The 19,731-nt window shown below is 63.7% G+C and carries 22 protein-coding genes and 1 pseudogene; 1 reads left to right on the top strand and 22 read right to left on the bottom strand.

The features are described from left to right. Positions 1-106: 106 nt before the first annotated feature. Positions 107-538, bottom strand: a complete 432-nt coding sequence (locus tag AB1555_09485) for an FKBP-type peptidyl-prolyl cis-trans isomerase (GenBank protein MEW6246928.1) — start codon at positions 536-538, stop codon at positions 107-109. Positions 539-829: 291 nt separating this feature from the next. On the opposite strand from AB1555_09485, the gene AB1555_09480 reads away from it, so the two are divergent. Next, positions 830-1,231, top strand: coding sequence for a helix-hairpin-helix domain-containing protein (locus AB1555_09480; GenBank protein ID MEW6246927.1), 402 nt, complete (start codon positions 830-832; stop codon positions 1,229-1,231). A gap of 185 nt (positions 1,232-1,416) precedes the next feature. Here the strand turns inward: AB1555_09480 and glgP are convergent, their stop codons facing one another. From glgP to AB1555_09375, 21 genes and pseudogenes are all read right to left on the bottom strand, one after another. Further along, entirely contained in the window at positions 1,417-2,658 is a 1,242-nt protein-coding gene (glgP, locus tag AB1555_09475) for an alpha-glucan family phosphorylase (protein MEW6246926.1), read from the bottom strand. Continuing rightward, a complete protein-coding gene (locus AB1555_09470; protein ID MEW6246925.1) occupies positions 2,655-2,951 on the bottom strand; it encodes a hypothetical protein in 297 nt (98 codons plus the stop codon). Before AB1555_09470 ends, glgP begins: the two co-directional genes overlap by 4 nt. A 93-nt stretch (positions 2,952-3,044) precedes the next feature. Further along, positions 3,045-3,977, bottom strand: coding sequence for a YihY/virulence factor BrkB family protein (locus AB1555_09465; protein ID MEW6246924.1), 933 nt, complete (start codon positions 3,975-3,977; stop codon positions 3,045-3,047). A 154-nt stretch (positions 3,978-4,131) separates the two neighbouring features. Continuing rightward, entirely contained in the window at positions 4,132-5,223 is a 1,092-nt protein-coding gene (locus AB1555_09460) for an AI-2E family transporter (GenBank protein MEW6246923.1), read from the bottom strand. A 173-nt stretch (positions 5,224-5,396) separates the two neighbouring features. Then, positions 5,397-5,873 (bottom strand): hypothetical protein, encoded by a 477-nt coding sequence (locus tag AB1555_09455; GenBank protein ID MEW6246922.1) that lies wholly within the window; start codon positions 5,871-5,873, stop codon positions 5,397-5,399. Between the two features lie 173 nt (positions 5,874-6,046). Further along, complete coding sequence (locus AB1555_09450) at positions 6,047-6,691, bottom strand: ABC-type transport auxiliary lipoprotein family protein (protein ID MEW6246921.1); 645 nt, start codon at positions 6,689-6,691, stop codon at positions 6,047-6,049. A gap of 110 nt (positions 6,692-6,801) precedes the next feature. Beyond that, positions 6,802-7,764, bottom strand: coding sequence for an MlaD family protein (locus AB1555_09445; GenBank protein MEW6246920.1), 963 nt, complete (start codon positions 7,762-7,764; stop codon positions 6,802-6,804). Between the two features lie 79 nt (positions 7,765-7,843). Continuing rightward, a complete protein-coding gene (locus AB1555_09440) occupies positions 7,844-8,674 on the bottom strand; it encodes an ATP-binding cassette domain-containing protein (GenBank protein MEW6246919.1) in 831 nt (276 codons plus the stop codon). Between the two features lie 178 nt (positions 8,675-8,852). Then, on the bottom strand, positions 8,853-9,974 hold the full coding sequence (locus tag AB1555_09435) for an MlaE family lipid ABC transporter permease subunit (protein MEW6246918.1): 1,122 nt from the start codon (positions 9,972-9,974) through the stop codon (positions 8,853-8,855). A gap of 263 nt (positions 9,975-10,237) precedes the next feature. Continuing rightward, a complete protein-coding gene (locus AB1555_09430; GenBank protein ID MEW6246917.1) occupies positions 10,238-10,597 on the bottom strand; it encodes a DUF488 family protein in 360 nt (119 codons plus the stop codon). Positions 10,598-10,687: 90 nt separating this feature from the next. Further along, positions 10,688-10,867: a hypothetical protein gene (locus tag AB1555_09425; GenBank protein MEW6246916.1), complete on the bottom strand. Its 180-nt coding sequence runs from the start codon at positions 10,865-10,867 to the stop codon at positions 10,688-10,690. A 115-nt stretch (positions 10,868-10,982) separates the two neighbouring features. After that, positions 10,983-11,459: a CopD family protein gene (locus tag AB1555_09420; GenBank protein MEW6246915.1), complete on the bottom strand. Its 477-nt coding sequence runs from the start codon at positions 11,457-11,459 to the stop codon at positions 10,983-10,985. A 10-nt stretch (positions 11,460-11,469) separates the two neighbouring features. After that, positions 11,470-12,480, bottom strand: coding sequence for a thiamine pyrophosphate-dependent enzyme (locus AB1555_09415; protein ID MEW6246914.1), 1,011 nt, complete (start codon positions 12,478-12,480; stop codon positions 11,470-11,472). A gap of 370 nt (positions 12,481-12,850) precedes the next feature. Next, positions 12,851-13,120: pseudogene (locus AB1555_09410) on the bottom strand (thiamine pyrophosphate-binding protein). Positions 13,121-13,139: 19 nt separating this feature from the next. After that, positions 13,140-14,288 carry a radical SAM protein gene (locus tag AB1555_09405; GenBank protein MEW6246913.1) on the bottom strand — a complete coding sequence of 383 codons (1,149 nt, stop codon included), beginning with the start codon at positions 14,286-14,288 and terminating at the stop codon, positions 13,140-13,142. Positions 14,289-14,393: 105 nt separating this feature from the next. Then, on the bottom strand, positions 14,394-15,092 hold the full coding sequence (locus AB1555_09400; GenBank protein MEW6246912.1) for a hypothetical protein: 699 nt from the start codon (positions 15,090-15,092) through the stop codon (positions 14,394-14,396). 56 nt (positions 15,093-15,148) lie between these two features. After that, positions 15,149-15,664, bottom strand: coding sequence for a hypothetical protein (locus AB1555_09395; protein ID MEW6246911.1), 516 nt, complete (start codon positions 15,662-15,664; stop codon positions 15,149-15,151). 38 nt (positions 15,665-15,702) lie between these two features. Further along, the gene (locus AB1555_09390; GenBank protein MEW6246910.1) at positions 15,703-16,449 is read right to left on the bottom strand and encodes a 2OG-Fe(II) oxygenase; all 747 of its coding nucleotides are present in this window, start codon (positions 16,447-16,449) and stop codon (positions 15,703-15,705) included. A 122-nt stretch (positions 16,450-16,571) separates the two neighbouring features. Next, entirely contained in the window at positions 16,572-17,543 is a 972-nt protein-coding gene (locus tag AB1555_09385) for a formylglycine-generating enzyme family protein (GenBank protein ID MEW6246909.1), read from the bottom strand. Between the two features lie 59 nt (positions 17,544-17,602). After that, complete coding sequence (locus AB1555_09380) at positions 17,603-18,532, bottom strand: SUMF1/EgtB/PvdO family nonheme iron enzyme (GenBank protein ID MEW6246908.1); 930 nt, start codon at positions 18,530-18,532, stop codon at positions 17,603-17,605. A gap of 215 nt (positions 18,533-18,747) precedes the next feature. Next, positions 18,748-19,695: a carboxypeptidase-like regulatory domain-containing protein gene (locus AB1555_09375; GenBank protein ID MEW6246907.1), complete on the bottom strand. Its 948-nt coding sequence runs from the start codon at positions 19,693-19,695 to the stop codon at positions 18,748-18,750. Positions 19,696-19,731 lie beyond the last annotated feature (36 nt).

Here is a 19,731-nt window from a genome sequence, read left to right as displayed (position 1 = left end):
CAACCGTCAATCGGGGAACGAGTAACGGAGAACGGGAAACGTTTGACGGTTGGCGATCCGTGCCTCACCCTTCCCCCTTTGCGTTGCAACGGGTCGGGCCGCAGGCTCATGAGGACTGCTTGATATCCAGCACCTTCACATCGAAGTAGAGGGTCTTGCCGGCCAGCGGATGATTTAAGTCCAACACGACCGTCTCCTCCCGGATCTCGGCCACGCGCGGGAACACCGGCGTCCCATCCGGCGCTTCACCCTGGAGCTTCGCCCCGACGCGCAAGGCGTCCGGCGCAATCCGATCTTTGGCGATCTCGAAGAACCCTTCAGGATGCACGTCGCCGTAGCCCTCGGCGGGACTCACCTCGATCCGCTTGCTCTCGCCGACCGCCATGCCTTCCAGCCCCTTCTCCAAGCCGGGCAGAATTTCCTGCGCCCCGTGCTGATAGATCAAGGGATCGGCGCCGACATTCGTGTCGACGATGTCTTCCTCATCGATCCGCAGGGTATATTCGACCGACACGACTTTCCCGACCGATACGTTCATGGAGGGCACTCCTTTCACCGCCGACGAGGACACACGTTCCGGCCGTTCCGCGCCCGATGTGACGGCATAGCCGGGCTCAACCCCGTTCGGGCTAAGACAAAAAATAGTGGTCTGGCCGGAGCGAAACGAGACAGGCTCCGTTCCAGGCCGTTGACGCGGACATAGCCTAACACAGCCCGAAACACCGCGTCACCGAAGCATCAGACCATCTTCGTGGAAACAGTTCGACACGGCTATCGTCTAACAATTTAAGATAGAGACGTAAGCGGACTTTCACAAGGAGACAGCTCCGTGACTCACCGTACCAGCACCACCAGAATCGTCCCACTCATCGTAGCGTTCGGCTTCATGTTCCTCTCGCCGGGGCCGACCTTCCTGTTTCCTCGTCTCGACCAAACGGCGTCCGCCGGGACCGGATCGACGTTTCCGCCCCAGGTGCAACGACCGCCCGATATTGCGGTCGAACGCTTGGACCGGCCTCCGCGGGACCGTCCGGACGAAGGCCGTTTACTCGATCTCAACACCGCGTCCCTCGATCAGCTCACAACGCTGCCCGGAGTCGACGACACAACCGCCAGGTCGATCATCGGAGGTCGTCCTTATCGGACCAGAGACGACCTTGTGGGGAAAGGGATTCTCTCCGAGGCCGCGTATGAAACGATCAAGGATCACGTAACCGTGGCGCCTGAGTGACGAGAAAAAAGGCATCACAACCCTCGGGCGAAGCGCCCCACCAGCCAGTAAGCGTTGTGCAGATACTGGGCCACCATGCGATGCGTGTTGAAGAAGGCGCCGTTCAAGGCGATGCAGTGCCGCAGATCCCAATGAAGCGCTCACGGTCCTTATAAAAGCAGGGCAGGACCTGGTTCGCGAGCTTGTCATACAGCGCCGCCGCATGGCAGGCATCCATCCCTGGTGCCGGTTCCAGACAGGCGTCGATGCGCTCCCCGATCGACCAGCCGGTGACTCCCTCGACATGGCCTTCGAGCCACCAGCCGTCCAGTACGCTGAGGCTCGGAACTCCGTTGATCGCCGCCTTCATCCCGCTGGTCCCGGAGGCTTCCAGGGGCGGCAGGGGGGGTATTGAGCCACACGTCGACGCCGGCACAGACGAGCTTCGCCAACGCCATGTCGTAATTGTTGAGGTAGGCGACCGCGACGGCGCCTTTGAGCGCGTCTCGCGCCTCGTGGATCCGCCGGATCGTGTCCTTCCCGTCCTGGTCCCGCGGATGGGCCTTGCCGGCGAAGACGAGCTGGAACGGCCCCACTTGCCGGGCGATCTGCTTCAAGCGCTCCATGTCATGAAAAACCAGCGTGCCCCGCTTGTAGAGCGTGGCGCGTCTGGCGAATCCCAGGGTCAGCACGTCGCGATCGAATCCCGCGTTCGTCTCGCGATTGATAAACTCCACCAGCGCGCGCTTGGCCTCCGCATGCGCCGCCCAGATCTCCGCGCCGGGAATGCCCAAGGCGTACCGCAGCGACAACGGATCGCGCCGCCAGTCCGGCAGGCGGCGATCGTACAGCGCGTGGAATGCCGGGGCGGCCCAGGTCACGGCGTGGACCCCGTTGGTGATCGAGTGAATCGGATAGCCCGGAAACATGGATTGGGACACCTCGCCGTGCTTCATGGCGACGCCGTTGATGTACCGGGAACCGCGCAACGCCAACTCGGTCATGTTCAGCGCCCGTCCGGTCCCGCAGGCCTGCAACCATCCGCACCGGCGCTCGCCGAGTATGCGGCGGGCGAGGTCGGCCGGGAACTGGTCGTGGCCGGCCGGCACGGGCGTGTGGGTGGTGAAGACGCATTGCTCGCGCACGGCCTCGACCATCTCGGCGGAGACCGGCCCGGTCCCGCCCCGCGCGGCCAGTTTCTCCTCCAGCAGGGCCAGAACCGGCAGCGCGGCATGCCCTTCGTTGAGGTGATAGCACGGCACCTCGCGATAGCCCAATGCGCGTAGGATCTTCAGCCCGCCGTACCCCAGCACCACTTCCTGGCAGAGTCGATAGGACGCGTCTCCGCCGTACAGCACATCCGTCAAGCGGCGGTCTCCGGGCTGATTCTCCTCCACGTCCGTGTCCAAGAGGTACACCGGGACGGTAAAACCCGACACGCCTTTCACCGAATACCGCCAGGGCGGACTCCCGCGGTCCGGCCTTCGATGTCCACCGCAACTCGTCCATCCACCGGCTCCAGAAAATCATCGATCGGCCACAGCACCGGCTCCTCCGTCTGTCGGCCAGCGTGGTCCAGCCGCTGGTAGAAGTAGCCGCGCCGGTGCAGCAAGGTCACCGCAACCATGGGCACTTCCAGATCGGCGGCCGAGCGGATCGTGTCGCCCGCCAGCACTCCGAGTCCTCCCGCATAGGTCGGAATCGACGGGTCCAAGCCGATTTCCATGGAGAAGTAGGCCACGAGCGGTGTCTCGGTCGGTTCGGCGCTCAGGTAACGCGATGCCGCTCGTTATTCCTCGCTACCCTGACCAAGTGTTTCGGCCGTACGCGCAAGTCACCGCAACGCCTTCCGAATCCAATCGCCCAGATGCGGCATGATGGCGATCATAGCGAGGCCGAGCGCCGGCGTTGCGATTGAGCCGGAGTCGGCGCGCTTCATATGCTCATACGCCCAGCCCGCCGCCGCACCCAAGACAAAGACCGCCGAGGCATAGTACAGCCAAAAGAACAGAAACACGAGACCGCTGAGCGCGCCGTATAACGCGATGCTCGACTGGGCGAACTCGATGTACCAGGCGAAGCTTCGCCTGGCCACTTCGAACAGCGCCAGTGCCGCCAGGGATCCGACGGCGAGCGCGTCCGGGCTCAACGTCTTGGCGGGAGAAAAACGGTACAAGCCGTAGATCAAGCCCCCGGCCAACGCGAGTGCGAGCAGCGTTCTGACCGCGCGGACAACGAACTCCCAGAGCGGCGCCAGCCACGGGAGATGATCGCCGGCGGCGCGGACCTGATCCAGCAGCCAACCCGCGACGATCGCGATTAGGACCAACGCGACGCAGAACGCCAGCATGAGCAGATCGCGCGCGATGCCCCCAAGAAAACTCCGGCCCGGACCGGCCTCGAACACGATGTTCAGAACAAATCGAATGGATCCGAATACGGTCGTGCTGAACACCAGGAACGACACGAAGCCGGCCGCGCCGAGCAGGCCGCGGTTGGCCACGATCGAGGCGACGTTCTCGGCAAATGCCTGCTGGGATCGAGGCAGGAAACGCCGGATCACGGACTCGACTTCGCTCATCGCCTGCGCGGACCCCAGCACCGTGTATCCGAGAAGAGAAATCATGATGAGCGCCAGCGGGATCGCGTAGAGAATCAGGCTGAAGGCCAGCCCGCTCGCGAGAAACAACCCGTTGACCTGGGCAAACTTGCGCACCGCCACGCGGAGAATCCCACCCGCCAGGACGACGCCGCTGCGAAGGCTCATAAGTCACCGCTCGGCAAACAGCCGGGATGGGCCTTCGGGCCCACCCGGCAGCATGAAAATCGCCCCCCTCACCCTCCTTTCTCACCCAGGATGGGGGAGAGGAGGCAAGGGGGAAGCTGCCGGCCGTTCAGCGCGGGCCGAAGGCTCGCGGGTGCTAGGATGGCGCGGTCACCACCGGAGACTTCTCGATCCGATAACTCTCCAGCAGCGTAATGGCCACCGCGACGACCAGGGGCCCGCCCACGATTCCGACCAGACCCAAGATGTGAATGCCGCCCAACACGGAAAAAAAGACGAGCAATGTGTGAAGCCGGGATCGGCTTCCGACCACGATCGTACGGACCAGGTAATCCGTCACGGCGATCATAATTCCGGCCGCAACCAGCACACCGACTTTGACATAGGCGCCTTGCAGGAGCAGCCAGAGGGCGGCGGGCACCCAGATCAGCCCGGCTCCCACCAGCGGCAGATAGGCAAGAACGGCCATGGCCGCCCCCCAGAGCACGGCGGAGGGCAGTCCCACAAGCCAAAACGCCAGGCCTCCGATCGATCCTTCGAGCAACGCAATGAGCGTATTCCCGTACACCGCGCCCTTGATCACTTCGTCGAACCGCATGATCACCAGCCGCTGCCGTTCGGCCGGTACCGGCAGGGTGCACTGGATCCACTCGACAATGGTTTCGCCGTCCCGAAAAAAATAGAACGCGCAGAGCAGAATCATGCTCAACTGCATCACCCCGTACAACACGTTGGTCATGATGCGGGTCAGTTGCCCGAAGAGCAATCGGCCCAAGTCGGTCAGGTTCTCGGCAAGGCTCGAACGCAGCTCCGTTCCCGTCAATCGCTCCAGTCTCTGCAGTTCCTGCACGATCGCGGCGATGACGGGATAGCGGCGCCAGCCTTCGATCAAGGGCTGGTCCCCTTCTTTGAGCAGTGCGACCACCGCGCGATAGGTATCCGCCAGGTCTTCTGCGATGAGAATGGACAGATAGACCAACGGCACGATGAGGCCGATGGTCATGATGACGCACATGATCAGCGCGCTGAGCGTCTGCCGACCGCCCGTGGCGCGCACCAGGCGGCTGTACAAAGGATACAGAGCGTAACAGAGCACGGTCGCCCACAAGAGAGGGGAGAAAAACGGGCTGAAAACCGCGGCGCTGAGGACGAGGATGCCCACGGCCAGCGCGATGCGAATGGCGCGCCTCGTCGGGTCCTCTTCGTGCAGGTTCGGTCGAGTCGTCATGGTTTGCCGTGCAATCAACCCCGGATGAGCACGTCATTCGTCAACCGGAGGAAGATCGTCAACAGTCATCGGTCATTGGTCAATAAGCTCCGGATAAAGGGCCAGTGAAAAGCCTCTTGCCATCGACCAATGACCATTGACGCCTTCACGCCACTCGCCTCGCGCCCCTCGCCTTACCCCAGCGCCTCGCGAATCCAATCCCCCAGATAGTGGGTGATCGCTACGACACAGACACCGATGAGCAGATGTTCACCGATGACTTTCCACGGCGCGATCTGCTGCGCCCGGGCCAGCACAAAACTCAGCGCGGCCAACAAGGTCAACCCCCAGACGACGCTGACGCCGACCGCCGTCTCGAGAGGAAGCAGGAATACCGGGACGGCGAAGGTCATCGCGATCACGAACTTCGCGAGAAACGTGGCGATCGTCGATTCCCAGATTTCCAGCGTCGTCCCGCTGTTTTTCGATTCTTCGGCGACATGGATGCCCAGGGCGTCCGACAGGGCGTCCGCGACGGCGATGGTCAGAATCCCTCCGATGACCACAGCCTTCGAATGGGTGCCGGAATGAAGGCCGACCATCAGTCCCAGCGTCGTGATAACACCCGAGGTCAACCCGAAACTCAAGCCCGTTCTCAATGAAGATTTCATGGCACGGTATCAGCGGCTGATGTGGAACGAGCCAAAAGCGGGCAGCGAATAGCGACACCCCCACCCGTCCCTCCCCCATCAAGGGGGAAGAGAGAACGTGTGTACCCTCTCCCCTTTGTGGGAGAGGGCGAGGGGGAGGGGGAATTTTCATCACGCACCACGTCCGCGCTCCGTCACTGTGTACAGTCCGGATGTTTACTGAGACACGCGACCGCCCATCGCGCGATCTGGTCGAGCAATTTCGTCACCGCCCGGTTGGCCCCCAGCGCGCCGCCGTAGGCATCCTCGCTGGGCGCGGGCTCGAACACTTCAAATCGGCGCGTCCCGATCACGCCCGGTTCCTTCAGATCGATCAACTGCGCGCGTAGGGCCACGCGGACGCGGCTGGGGGTCTCCAGAAACTGCTGCTCCAGCGCCACGTCCAGCGTGTCGAGGCGATAGTCCCCGCGGAACGAACTCGGCATCGGGATCACGGCTTGCCAGACTCCGCTCTTCTCGAGCGCCTGCACCAGCAGCGGGGCCAGCATGCGGGCCGGCGTGTCGGCCCACTGGTTGACGGCGTAGTACCGCACTTCATAGGGTCGCGTCACATAGGCCATGCGCGGCGTGTCGAATCCCGCCTCCGCCTGTGGCAGGCCGACCAGCAACACCGGCGAGGCGGCGGTTCGGCCGACCGGTTCCTTGTCGGCCCACGTAAACTCTTCGGCGCGCAGCAGGTAGGTGTGGATCGGGCCGCTTTCCGATCTCGGCGAGAGACAGGCCGCGAGCGTCGTCGCGACCAGCGCGCCGATGACTGTCTGCACCCCTCGGCTCACCATGCTCGGCATCCTCACTCGACCAGGCAGCGTTCGAGGTTCGAAGGTCGAGGTTCGAGGTCGAAGCTCCGTCCACATCGAACTTCGAACCTCGAACTTCGAACTTGTTACTCTCATTCCCCCGGCCCTCTCGGCTGCGGCGACCCGCCGAAAACCAGGGCGTTCGGTTCCCGCTCGATCTGCCGGGCGACGCGCTGCAACGTGGCGGTCAGTTGCCGGAGCTCCGCGATCAACAGGCCGGTCTCGGCCAAGGTCTGGCGGGAGAACTGTTCGACGTTCGGCCTGGTCTCGTTCACGACCGCGCCGACGGCCTTGCCGGCGCGGGCCATCTCTTCCGTCATCGTCTGCAAGGCCGCGGCGCTTTTATTGACCCGTTCCAGCAGGGACGGGACTTGTTCGTTGAGGGTGCGGCTCAGCTTGGCGAGATGCTCCGCCGTCTGCGCCGCGTGTGCCACCCCTTGATCCACGCGCTCGCTCCGCGCCGCCAGGGTATGGCTGACCGTGGCCAGATCCGACAGGATCTGCTTCAGCGCCGTACGGTTCTCCTCGTCGATCACGCCGCGGGCGTCCTGCGCCAGCGTGTTGAGATTGGCCAACAGCCGGGACAGCGACTGGTCTTCCAGCAGCCGCGACACCGCGCTGTCCAACCGCGCGAGCAGCGACGGCCCGGTCTTGATCACCGCATACTCTTGGCCAGGCTTGGCCGACAGGGGCGGCGAGTCGCGGGTCCCGCCGGTGAGGTCCACGATGGCAAAGCCGGTCAACCCCTGGACGTGAAGGACCGCGACCGTATCCTCTTTGATCGGCGTACCGCGGGTGATGTCCAACGTGAGCCGCACTTCCTCCGGATTATCGGGATTGAGCCGGATATCGGCCACGTACCCGACTTCCACGCCGCGATACTTCACCGGCGAGTTCACGCTCAGACCGGCGACCGATTCCCGCATGAAGGCGTAGTACCGATCATGCGCGGTCCCGTACTCGCCCTTGCCGAGCCACAGCACGATACCGAGCAAAACGACACCCAGCACCACGACGAAGACTCCGACCAGGACGTAGTTCACTTTCGGTTCCATCTCCGTATCCTCTCACGCGGGAGGCGCGCGACGAGCGCAAGTCGCGCTTTTCCTGCATGTCCCGCTTTTCTCGCGGTTGTCACGCTTCACGTCTTTCACGCTGTTCCCTCGCCGCCCGCCCTCGCGGGCCGTGGAAATACTCGCGGATCAGCGGATCGGCGGACCGGGACAATTCCTCCATCGTGCCGATCCCCAGCACCCTGCCGTTCCCCAGGACTGCCACCCGATCGGCCACCCGCCAGAGCGAGTCGAGATCGTGCGTCACCATCACGATCGTCAACCCCAGCAGTTTCTTGAGCTCCTTGACCAGGTCGTCGAACGCCCCCGCGCTGATCGGATCGAGACCGGAGGTCGGTTCGTCGAGGAAGAGCAGCTCCGGATCGAGCGCAATCGCGCGGGCCAGCGCCGCCCGTTTCCGCATGCCGCCGCTCAGCTCGTTGGGGTACTTGTCGGCGGCCGACGGCGGGAGGCCGGTCAGCGCGATCTTGAACATGGCAATGTCACGGACCAGGCCGGGGCTCACACCGGTGTGCTCCCGCAGCGGGACCGCGACGTTTTCCGCCACGGTCAGGGAACTGAACAACGCCCCGTGTTGAAACATCACGCCGCAGCGGCGGTGCAGGGCTCGGACGCCGGCTTCGCTGAGACCGGCGCATTCCCGGCCGAACACCCGGATCGTCCCGGAAGTCGGCTTCAGAAGCCCGATGATCTCGCGCAGCAGGGTCGATTTGCCGCTGCCGTTGCCCCCCGCGATGGCGAAGACTTCTCCTCGGTACACCGTGAGGCTCACGTCCTCGTGCACCACCGCTTCGCCGAACCGCGTAGAAACGTGACGGACGTCGATGAGCGGCGTGCCGACGCCCTCGAAGTCACTCCCGGTCTTCGTCTCACCTCGGCCTGTGGTTACCATGCCCCTGCTCGCGCTGCGCGAAAAAGGCGCGAAACGCGCGACAAGCGGGACGGGTGGATCCGGCTTCTTCCCTTTCGCGCAAGTCGCGCTATTCCCGCGTTTCTCGCAGGCGAGACCGCGCGAGTCTCGCCCCTCGCGCGCTTCGCGCCCGTCTCGCCAGTCGCCCGAGTCCCGCGCTTCACAGCTTCCACCAGCTCAAGAGGATCGAGAAGAACGCATCGAACACGATGACGAGAAAGATGCTCTGGACCACGCTGATCGTCGTGCGGCGGCCGACGTCGTCCACGCCCCCGCGGATCTGGAAACCCTGATAGCAGCCGACCAGCGCGATGATCGCCGCGAACACCGGCGCCTTCACCACGCCGATCAGGAAATGCCGCAACGCGATCGCTTCCTCGAAACGGGTCAGGAATTCGAGAAACGTCACGCTCAACTGGCTCGCCGCGATCAGCATGCCGCCGAAAACCCCCACCACGTCCGCATAGACCGTCAGCAGCGGCAGGGCGATCGCCAACGACAAGACCTTGGGCAACACCAGCACCTTCATCGGCGACAGCCCCAACGTGCGGAGCGCGTCCAATTCCTCGGTGACCTTCATGGTCCCGATCTGGGCCGTGTACGCCGACCCCGATCGGCCGGCCACCAGAATGGCGGTCACGAGCGGCGCGATTTCCCGCAGCAGGGCGATGCCCACGAGATCCACGATGAAGATGTTGGCGCCGACGGTCCGCAACTGCTCGGCTCCCTGATAGGCGATCACGATTCCCATCAGGAACGTGAGCAGCCCGATGATCGGCAACGCGTTGAACCCATCCAGCTCCAGACTGTTCCACAGCGCGCGCCACCGGATCGAGCGCGGCGCGGCCAGCGACCGGACCAGCGCGACGGCGCTCTCTCCCAAGAATCCCAGACCGCCGATCCATTGTTGCAGGCGGTTCCATACGAGGACCCCGATACCTTCCAGCCAGTTCCCCGATGGCCCGGCCGGCTCCAGTCCGACCTGGGTCCCATGCGCGGAGACCAGCCTCAACAGTTCGGCGAACTCGGGGCGCAGCCCGCGCAGCGCGACCCGCCTTCCCTGGCGTTCGAGCCGCGCCAGCGTCCGGTGGAGCAAGACCGCCCCGCCCGAATCCATCGCGGTGACCCGGCCGGCGTCCCACACCAGGTCATGGCCCGACGGCCAAGCAGCGGCGGTCATCGCCCGTTCGATCGCCGGCAGTTCCGCCAAGGTCCAGGCCCCGGCAATGTGGACCGTGCCGCCATCGGTCCACAATCGACTCGCTTGGGGATACTCCTTCATGGGTGAAACCCGCCGCGCTCCGCCTTTCCCCTCGAAGCGGGGGGCGCCTCACCTTCGCGTCTTTTCTTATTCTCGCATAAAGACGCGGTCAGGTCGCGCCGCTTCTCTAGCCGCCTCGACCGCCCCACGGAAGCCGATGAAATCGGCACTCAGAGCGGGATGCTTGTTGGGGGGTCATCACGCGTCCCGCAGGTCCGGCGAGCAGGGTCCGTAGCCGAGAGCGTTCTTGACGGGAGACGCCAAGACGGCCGCCGGTTGGTGGACTACGGCGCGGCGCGCAACTTGGCTTCGAGATAAGACTTCAGCGCCACGGCGTTGTTGCGCTCGAGATCTTTGGCGCCGAATAACAGCGTCACCATGCCGGATCGCGCCGCATCCAGCAGCGGACGCCAGGCCTCGGGGTTGCGGTCGAGCTCCGCGAAATATCGGCGCTGAAACTCAGGCCACTTTTTCGGGTCGTGGGCGAACCACGTGCGAAGCGTGTCGCTCGGCGCGACGTCTTTGAGCCAGCCGTCGAGGCGGAGCGTCTCTTTCTTCACCCCGCGCGGCCAAAGCCGGTCCACGAGAAAATAGGCGCCGCTGCCGCGCCGTTTGAGGTCATACACCCGCTCGATTCGGATCATGGACGGCCTTCCTCCATTGAAGCTAGCAAGTAACCGATAGCGAACAGCACATAGCTCTGAGCTATTCGCTGCTAGCTACTCGCCCGCGCGTTAGAGATCGCCGAACTCGTAGTCGGCCTGCGCGCAGGCGTTCCGGACGGTCGTCATTACCGCGGGGCTATCGGAATGCGGCATCACCGCCACCTCCGGCGCCTCGCGCGGGCGGCCGAGAATCGCGCCGGCCTCCGCCCCGGCCAGTTCGTCGCGGGTCCGACAGACGGTCCTTGGCAAGGAAACCGGCGATCCGGTTGTTGCGCGAGTCTTCTCCGCTGCGCATCGATCGCCAGGGTAGCCTGCTCTGGATCGCGGCGCAAGCTGCTCACAACCGCCCGCTTGGCACTCAGCTTCACGTGCGGACAAGGGCGACGGCCAGAAAAAGAATGCCCAGCGCCAACACGAGCGAGAGGCGCGCGATCCACGGCGACCAGGCAACCAGGAGGCGATCCATCTCCGTTCGATCGGCTTCCGGTTGTTGCTGGATTCGGCCGACGCGGGGTCCGACCACGAAATCATGGGCCCCTGTCAGGGCGAGGAGCGTCAGGACAAGAAACAATTTGGCGGTCAACACGGAGGACCAGCGGCTCGGCTCGAGTAGGGAGAGACCCCGCAATGCGAGGAGCGCGGGGCCGGTCGCCACCAGGACGCCGACCGAGACCCACACAACAAACCGGAACTTCAATGCGACCGTTCTGAACAAGATCGCCCGCTGAGCCGCGCTCCATCCGACCTTTAGAGTCGGCACCAGCACGACGGAGAGAAACACCATCCCGCCGATCCAACTGACCGCCGCGAGCAGATGGAGCCAGACTACCAACACCGTCATAGAGCCAGTCCTATCGGTCCGGCCCGGCTGATCGCGAGGGGTCCGCCGCGGGTCCGGTTGTTTCTCGCTGCGAGAGGACAGCGGCTCGAAGCCGGTCGAGCGCGAGCGAATGATCGGAGGGATCGATCATCACTTCGATGACGGTCACACCCGGCCGGTGGCAGGCGGCATGGAGCGCGCTGCGGAATCCATCCCGTGTTCCGACTCGCACGCCGGTCGCACCCAGCGCTTCAGTAATCATCACATAGTCCCAAGCCGGGATGTCGCAAATGGTCGGCGGAGCGCCCAAGGCTTCCAGGCTGCGATACCCCCGGTTGTTGAGCACGATCACGACGGCGTGCACCCCGTACCGCACCAACGTGGCGATCTCCATCCCGGTCATCTGGAATCCGCCGTCGCCCACGAGAGCGATCGGCCGGCGGTCCGGCAGGGCCAAGCCGGCGCCCAGCGCGGCCGGCACGCCGAAGCCCATGCTGGCATAGTAGCCGGGATTCAGGATCAGCTCCGCGTTGAGTTCCACCGAGCCGAACAGACAATCGCCGGCATCGGTGGTGAACACGTAGAGCTGGTCGTCCAGACGGCTCAATTCCGCAAAGACGCCCGCGATCAGCGACTCTCCGCGCGAGTCCGGCCTCTCGGGCACATACTCGTTCTTGAACGTCCGCGGCGTGATCTTCCTTTCCGCAAGCAGCGAGGTCATGACCTCGACCAAGCCCACGCGCTCATACCGGTGATGGCTGATGACGATTTCGTTGGCCAGGACCTGAATCATGGATTCCCGCTTGATCGCGCTCGTGAACAGGCCGGTCTCGGTATCGGTGAGCCAGGCGCCTAACATGAGGAGACAATCCGCTTCTTCGACCATGCGGCGCGAGTACGGATGGCCGGCCGCGCCCATGTATGTCCCGATGAAATTTGGATGGTGCTCCGGGAAGACGGCTTTTCCCATAAAGGACGTCGAGACCGGAAGCCCGTGCCGTTCGGCGAGCTGAATAAGACGATCCCTGAGCCCCAGCCGCATGATCTCGACCCCCGCCAAGGATCACCGGGTGACGGCTCCGGTTGAAGCGGGTCGTGATCTCCTGCATCGCTTCGGCCAACGCCGCCTCATCCCGCTCGCTGACCGGAACGGCGGCCGCGCCGCGCTTGCCGATGTCCGCCCGTACCATGTCGCACGGAATCTCCACGTACCCGGGCCGCTTCTCTCGGCGTACCGCGTCGATGACGCGGTCGATGTCCGCAGACGCCCTCGTCGGATCTTCCAACGCCACGGCGGCCACGGTGACGTGTTCATAGATGTGCCGCTGGGTCTCGAAGGTCTTGACTTTATGATGGATCAACAGTTCAGGCGAGCGGCCGGCCAGAGCGGGCGCCCCGCTCAGGACCAGCACCGGCGATTTCTCGGCATAGGCCTGGGCGATGGCATTCACCATATTGAGCGCGCCGGCTCCATAGGTGCCGACGGCCAGGCCTATTCCCCTGAGGCGGGCATAGGCATCGGCGGCGAAACCGGCGGAGGGTTCGTGGGTGGTCAGGATCGGCCGGATCGGGCTCCGCTCCAACTCGGCGTACAACGGCAGGATGAGGTCCCCGGGGATCCCGAAGGCATGAGCGGCGCCCAGCCCGAACAGGCGCGCGTAGAGATAGGAAGCCGACTGCATGGCACCAAGCACCGCGGTGTCATCGTGTCGCGCCGGCCGCGCTGATCCGCTGGGGCAGATAGAGACAGGCCGGTTCTTCGCCGAGGTAATGGCCGGTCTGGCCGAACGCGCGGGCGCGGCAGCCGCCGCAGACGATTCGGTATTCGCACCCCCCGCACTTGCCCATGAGGCGGTCCGGATCGCGGAGGTCGGCGAACACCGGCGATGCGGCCCACACGTCGGCGAAGGATTGCCGTCGAAGGTCGCCCGCTTTGAACGGCAAATAGCCGCACGGGAACACCTCGCCACGATGCGAGACGAAGCAGATCTCACTCCCGGCCAGACAGCCTCTTCGAACTGCCGGGGTAGAGGGGTAGAGAGGTAAGGGTGTAACGGGGTACGTAGCGGGGTAGTGGGATAGCGGGATAGCGGGACTTCCCCCCGTACCCCGTTGTCCCGTTATCCCGTTACCCCGTTGCAACTCTTGCCGCTGCAACCGAATCCGCTGGATGTGCGGCGCACAGATTGTCCGGATCTCCATGGTCTCCCGTTCGGCTAACTCGTCGATCCACCACAGGACCGCTTCATAGTCACGCGCGGTCAGTTGCAGGGATGGGCCGATCTCCAGCCCGCAGCCGACCGGGACGAGCAGGAAGAGGTGCCAGGCTGCGGCGCCCAGTTTCCGCACCAGCTCATAGATCTCTTCCAACCGGTCCCGGTTGTGGTTCGTGACGGTGGTGTTGACCTGCAGGGACATCCCGAGTTCCTTGAGGTGAATGAACCCGTCCACAGCCGCATCGAAAGCTCCGGCCACACGGCGGAAGGCATCGTGCGTCTCCGCGTCGGGGCAGTCGAGGCTGATCGACACCCGCGTGAATCCCGCGGAGACGATGTGCCGGGCGATCGCGCGGGTGACCAGCGTCCCGTTCGTGGCGAGCGCCGAGGGCAGCCCACGACGCCGGGCATAGTTGGCGAGGACTAAGAGATCATCCCGCAGAAGCGGCTCTCCGCCGGTCAGCACCAGCAGCGGCCGGCCGATCAGCGCGAGTTCGTCGATCAGCCTGAAGCCCTCCGCCGTGGTCAACTCGGAGGGATCGGCCTCCGCCTCCGGCACGGCCCGGCAGTGGGCGCAGCGCAGATTGCAGCGCTTGGTGAGCTCCCAGTAGACGAGACGAGGTGGCGGATGCATGGCCATCACCGAGCGAGACAAGCGCGACAAGCGCGAGCGGGACTTCTGCTCGAAGATGGAACACGTCTCGCCTTTCGCGCCCGTCCCACCCGCGCGTACGATTCATCAGAACGCGATCCCGACATAGGGTCCGACCTGGAAATAGCTGTTCTCCGTATTGGTCATGTTGGCCGCCAGGTGATAGCGCACATCGGCTCCCACATGAAACGCCTTCCATACACGGTACTCGAATCCCCCGGCGAACTGCACCCCAACATCCAGATACTGCGTCTGATTCGACGGAGGGCTGATCACATGAATATCCAACCCGACCGGGATGAGCCACGGCCGAAATGCACTGCCCTCCATGAACTTGAGCTTCGGCGCGATGTCGATCGTCACCATGGTCAGTTGCAGCTTCCGTTGGTTGTTAGTTCCGCCGTCAAGGGCACCACTCGCGAGTCCGGCAGCCGGAGGACTTTGAACCGTCCGGGAACTAATCCGATTGAATTGAAGCCCGATCTCCCCCATGGCCCAGACACCGCTCATCAGGCCCCAGGAATCTTTCGACAGCACATTGTCCAACCACGCACCAACGTACCAACCGTTCTGGCCATCATTGAAACCCTTACTGTTGACATTCTGCGCATCCGTAAAAACTTCATTCGCCCGGTCGCTGTTCAGCCGCATGAATCCGCCCTTGAAGACGACCATGTTGCCGGTTTCCTCCGCCGACGCCGGTGAAAGCGTCCCCAGCCCCATCCCGACAATGAGCAGTACTCCAGTGAATCTGCATAGTTTTCTCCTGAGCCAGCCGTCGATCATGCTCTTGCCTCCTTATCGTGTGTTGCATGATTCCTCGGCCGGCCCCGAGACGTTGATTAGTTATGCCATTTGAGATTCGGACACCAGTCCACCTCCGCGAGCACTGCGATCGTCTTGAGTTGCTCCTCGACCGGCGTCGCGCCGGCGTTCCGGACCAATTGCAGGCACCGCGCGCAGATGAACGGACAGCGCGCATGGCAGGTCCACACGGGACAGCCCGCCGCTTCACCGATTCGATCAGCCTGGCGGGCGCAATAGGCTCCCTTGTCCTGTTCGCCGAGACTTTCTCCGTAACACAGCAGCGTGCTCAGGAATTTAGAGAGATTGATAACGGACCGCGAATTGATCGTCACAGAGACCCGAGGGAGGCTGAGCGCTTCTCCGATCAGCCTGGCGGCCTGATAGATCTCCGAGGGCAGGTCTGGAAAGTGCGCGACGTGCACGCGAAGGGCTCCCTCCGTTTCGATGAGCTGATAGCGAGGCGCCAGATGCGCCAAGGGCAGCGCCGCCGACAACAGGGCTTCCTCGGTTTCCGGGATCCTGACGGTCAGCGAGATGGCTTGCCGTTCCATGACCGATGGCGGCTCTCGGCATTGTGGCAACGATCGAGTCACTGTTTCGCCGGTCTTCTCCTCATCAGCACCGCCGGTCCGAAATAGGCGAACGCGTCCTTCAAATTGGAGAACATCCGCTTGAATGGGCCCATCTCCTGATTCGTGACGTATTGCAGGGTCAGGATGATGCGCTCCTCTCCCTTGCCCAGGGGCGTCACGGCGTGCCAGAGCTTGTCCCCGTTGAAGACGACGACGGTTCCCGGCTCCATCGCGATTCGCATTTCGCGAATTTCCCGCTCCGGATGGTCCTGATAGAGCCTCGCGACCAGCCGACAGTGTTCGGATCGTTCGACCAGCCCGATCAAAACCGTGTAGCGCTTCCCCTTGTAATAGGAGGTGTCATAGTGGAACCCGATATGGTCGCCCGGCTCGGTGTAGTAGTAGAGGGCGCAGGAATGGGGGTCGTCTTCCGGGCAGAGCAACAGGTGCGATTCGGCCAGGCGATTGAGAAACATGCGGAGCGCCGGCGACTGGTACAGCGCCAGCGTGACCGGCGCCTGGTCTCGGATCGCGTAGAAGCTGACGCTGCCGCCTTTCTTGTGCCCGGGGACATAATTACGGTGAATGCCGGACCGGAGGTCGTCCGCTTCCGAGATCAGCGCCTCGACCAGATCCGGAGGCAGAAAGCGCTCGAGAAGCAGAAACTCGTTCTGCAGCCAATAGCGGCTGTGGACTAGCCCCAGATACACCGCCTCGAGCGCCCGTTTGAGACTCGGCTCGACGTCCGCGGCGAGCGTCTTCATCGTGGCCCTCCTTCCGGCCCGAGCAGCAGGACAATCACCCCCTCCCCGAGACCCTCCCCCCTTCAAAAGGAGAGGGAAAGGTGGGGGAGTAGTTGCTGGTATGCTTACCGGAGATCGGCGCTTCACCGCGCCGGAGCGCTCACCTCCGTCGCAACGGGCCGGACCTTCGGCGATGCATCCCGCGCGCAGCGGAAGCCCAGCCAGTTCATCTTCGTATTCGGGTCGGTTCCGTTGCGCATCGCCGCCCGCACGGTCGTGGTGCTGTCGATCCACCCGCCGCCGCGGAAGCCCTTTTGAGTCCCCGTCTCGGGACCTTTGGGGTTCCGCTCCGGCGCCCCGGCGTAATAGTCCTTGTCATACCAATCCGCCACCCACTCCGCGACGTTGCCGATCATCTGATGCACACCGTACGGGCTCACCGAGTTCTCGTACTTATCCACGGCGATGATGGGCGGATACAGCAGGAGCCGTTCGGGTCGATCCCGCACGGGGCCGGAGAGCCCAGATCGCCCGAAGTTCGCGCGGCTCAAGCCCGCGGTCTGATTGCCCCAGGGATAAATCCGGCCATCCTCCCCGCGCGCGGCCTTCTCCCACTCGGCCTCGGTCGGCAGCCGTTTGCCCGCCCACCGGCAATAGGCGTCCGCGTCATACCACGTCACGTGCATCACCGGATGGTGCGCCATACTCTCCTGAAAGTTTCCACCGTCATACCGCCAATCCAGCAACGGCCGCCGATTCGTCGCCAGAACAAATTTCAGGTACTGCAGCGCCGTCACTTCATATTTGTCGATCTCGAATGCATCGAGATAGACCCGCCGCTGCGGGAGTTCGATCCGATACGCGTTGCGGTCGACGCGCTTGTCGCTGCCCATGAGGAACGGTCCGGCGGGGACCAGCACCATTTCCTCTTTTGCCGGCCACGTGGCGACCCGCTTCAGAGCCAACTGTTTACCTTCCGGCGTCCATTCGACCGTGATGTCCTGCGTGTCGAGTCCCCAGGCGAAGCTCGCCAGAGCCAGGGCGGCGCCGATGGCGAGGAGCGCGTTCACGACCCGGTTCGCCGTAGCCCATCCGCCGATTTTGTCCCTGTTCATATGTCGGCCTCTTTCGTTCGCATCTCGTTTCTCGTGCAGCGTCGTTCGCTCGGGCGGAATCACCGTTGTTCGGCCCTCGCTTCACGCGTCAGGTTTATGGCTCCACGTGCATCGCATGCGCAGCGAAACCCGATCAAATAGCTCCGGTGGTCGGGTGCGCCGGCGTTGCGGCCGGCCGAGCGGGCCACTTCCGGGTCTTCGTTCCAGGACCCGCCTCGAAAGACTTTGTCGATGCCCTGCGAGGGGCCGGTGGGGTTGTGCGTCTCGCCCCTCCGGTAATACTCCGGATCAAACCAATCGGCCACCCATTCGCTCACGTTCCCCGCCATCTGATAGACCCCGTAGGGACTCACCCCGCGGTCGTAACGGTTTACGTTGGCGAGCGGCGGATACCGCTTCACGCGTCCGGAGCCGCTGTGCGCGATATTGCTTTTCAGCCATCCGGCCGGCTCATCGCCCCACGGGAAGATGCGGCCGTCGGTCCCGCGCGCCGCCTTTTCCCATTCGGCTTCTGTGGGCAGCCGTTTGCCCGCCCACCGGCAATAGGCATCCGCCTCGCGCCAGCTCACACCGATGACCGGATGCCAGGCAATCTTCTCCGGGAAGGGCTCTTCTCTCCAATAGGGAGGCCACTCCGCGCCGGTCGCCAGGACGTACCGAAGATACTGGACGTTCGTGACCTCGTACCGGTCGATCTGAAACGCACTCAGATAGACCAGCCGCTGCGGTTGCTCCTGGGGACCGGCGGCGCGGTCGGTCTTTGGATCACTTCCCATCAGAAACCAGCCGGCCGGCACCATGACCATATCCTCGACCATATCCTCCGGCACCTCCATCGCGGCGAGCCGTTCCGCTTCGAACAGCGGCGTCCACAAGGGCGGCCGTTTCGGACGATCATGGTCGGCCATGCCCAGGCTAGGGGCCAGGGGCACGAGGAACGAGGCGAGCATGCAGAACAACGCGCGGATCGTTCCGGCTTTCCACTTCACGGCTTTTGCTTTACCCCTTGCCTTTTGCCTCGCGCCCCTCGCCCCTCTCTCTATTCCAACATCCAGCCCCTCGCTTCTCGCCTCGTGCCGCTCGCCCTCTTCATCACTCAGGTTCTTCCGGATCTTGTGTGGGTATAGAACTCCAGGACCTCCCTCGCCCCCGCTTTGCGGGGGAGAGGGAAAAAGAAAGACCCACGCGATTTCCTGAAAAGCCATCATTCATAACTCTGCTTCTCCAGCGTCGGGACGATCTGGCTTTGCACGTCCTGCGTGATCTGATACCGGATGTACGGACTGTCCACCATCTGATTCGCATACAGGCGGCCTTTGGGCGATTCGACCTGCAAGGTCACGCTGGTCTGTTCCTTCGGCTCGATCGTGACGACTCGCTTCACCTCTTCCCGGAGATACGGATGCCAGATTTTCACGGTATACGTGCCCGGGGGAATGTCGGTCAGCTCGAACCGCCCGTCATTGTCGGTCACCGCATAATAGGGATGGTCCGCCACCAGCGCCCACGCTTCCATGTAGGCATGAAACCCGCATTGCATGACGAAGACCTTCCGCCCTTTCGTCATTCTCACGGTCTGGGTCACCGGTGTCCCGGCGAAGTGCTTGTGGAAATGCGCGCTGAGCCCGGCCTCGTTCGGATATTTCGAACTGATCGGCAACGGCACGTTGAACAGCACCCGCGGCCCGAGATGCGAGGTCTCATAGGCCTGGATGTCGTGCATCGCGGGATCCATGTTGACCACCACGACATCGTGTTGATCGCGGACGACCGTCACGAAGGGGAGGAACCGGCAGTCGATCGCCTCGATACGCGGTGGCGTGAACGTCCCGAACGGTTTCCCCCGGTCGATCGATTCCAGGTAGACCACGACCTGCCGGAATTCGCCGTTGGCTCCGACGTTGAAGGGTTGCAACAGCCGCCAGCCCTGCCCGTCGGAAATCCGGCCGCAATACACCGGATCGGGCAACGTCGTGAGGTTGTACCCTTTCGGCCTCGGGACTTTTCCCTCCAGCACCACCGTGCCGGTGAGCATGCCCCCATCAACGACCTGCACCTCCTCATACGCGAAGCTCGGTCCGGCCACTGACAGCAACCCCGCCAGCGGAAGTCCCAGCCAATACCGTCGTGCTTGTCTCCGTCTGCTCTCCATCCTTTCCTCCTTTCGCGTGCGGTGGATGAGTACGTC

This window comes from Nitrospirota bacterium (assembly GCA_040755395.1).
Lineage (GTDB): Bacteria > Nitrospirota > Nitrospiria > Nitrospirales > Nitrospiraceae > DATLZU01.
This window is presented reverse-complemented; position numbering and strand designations above follow the sequence as displayed.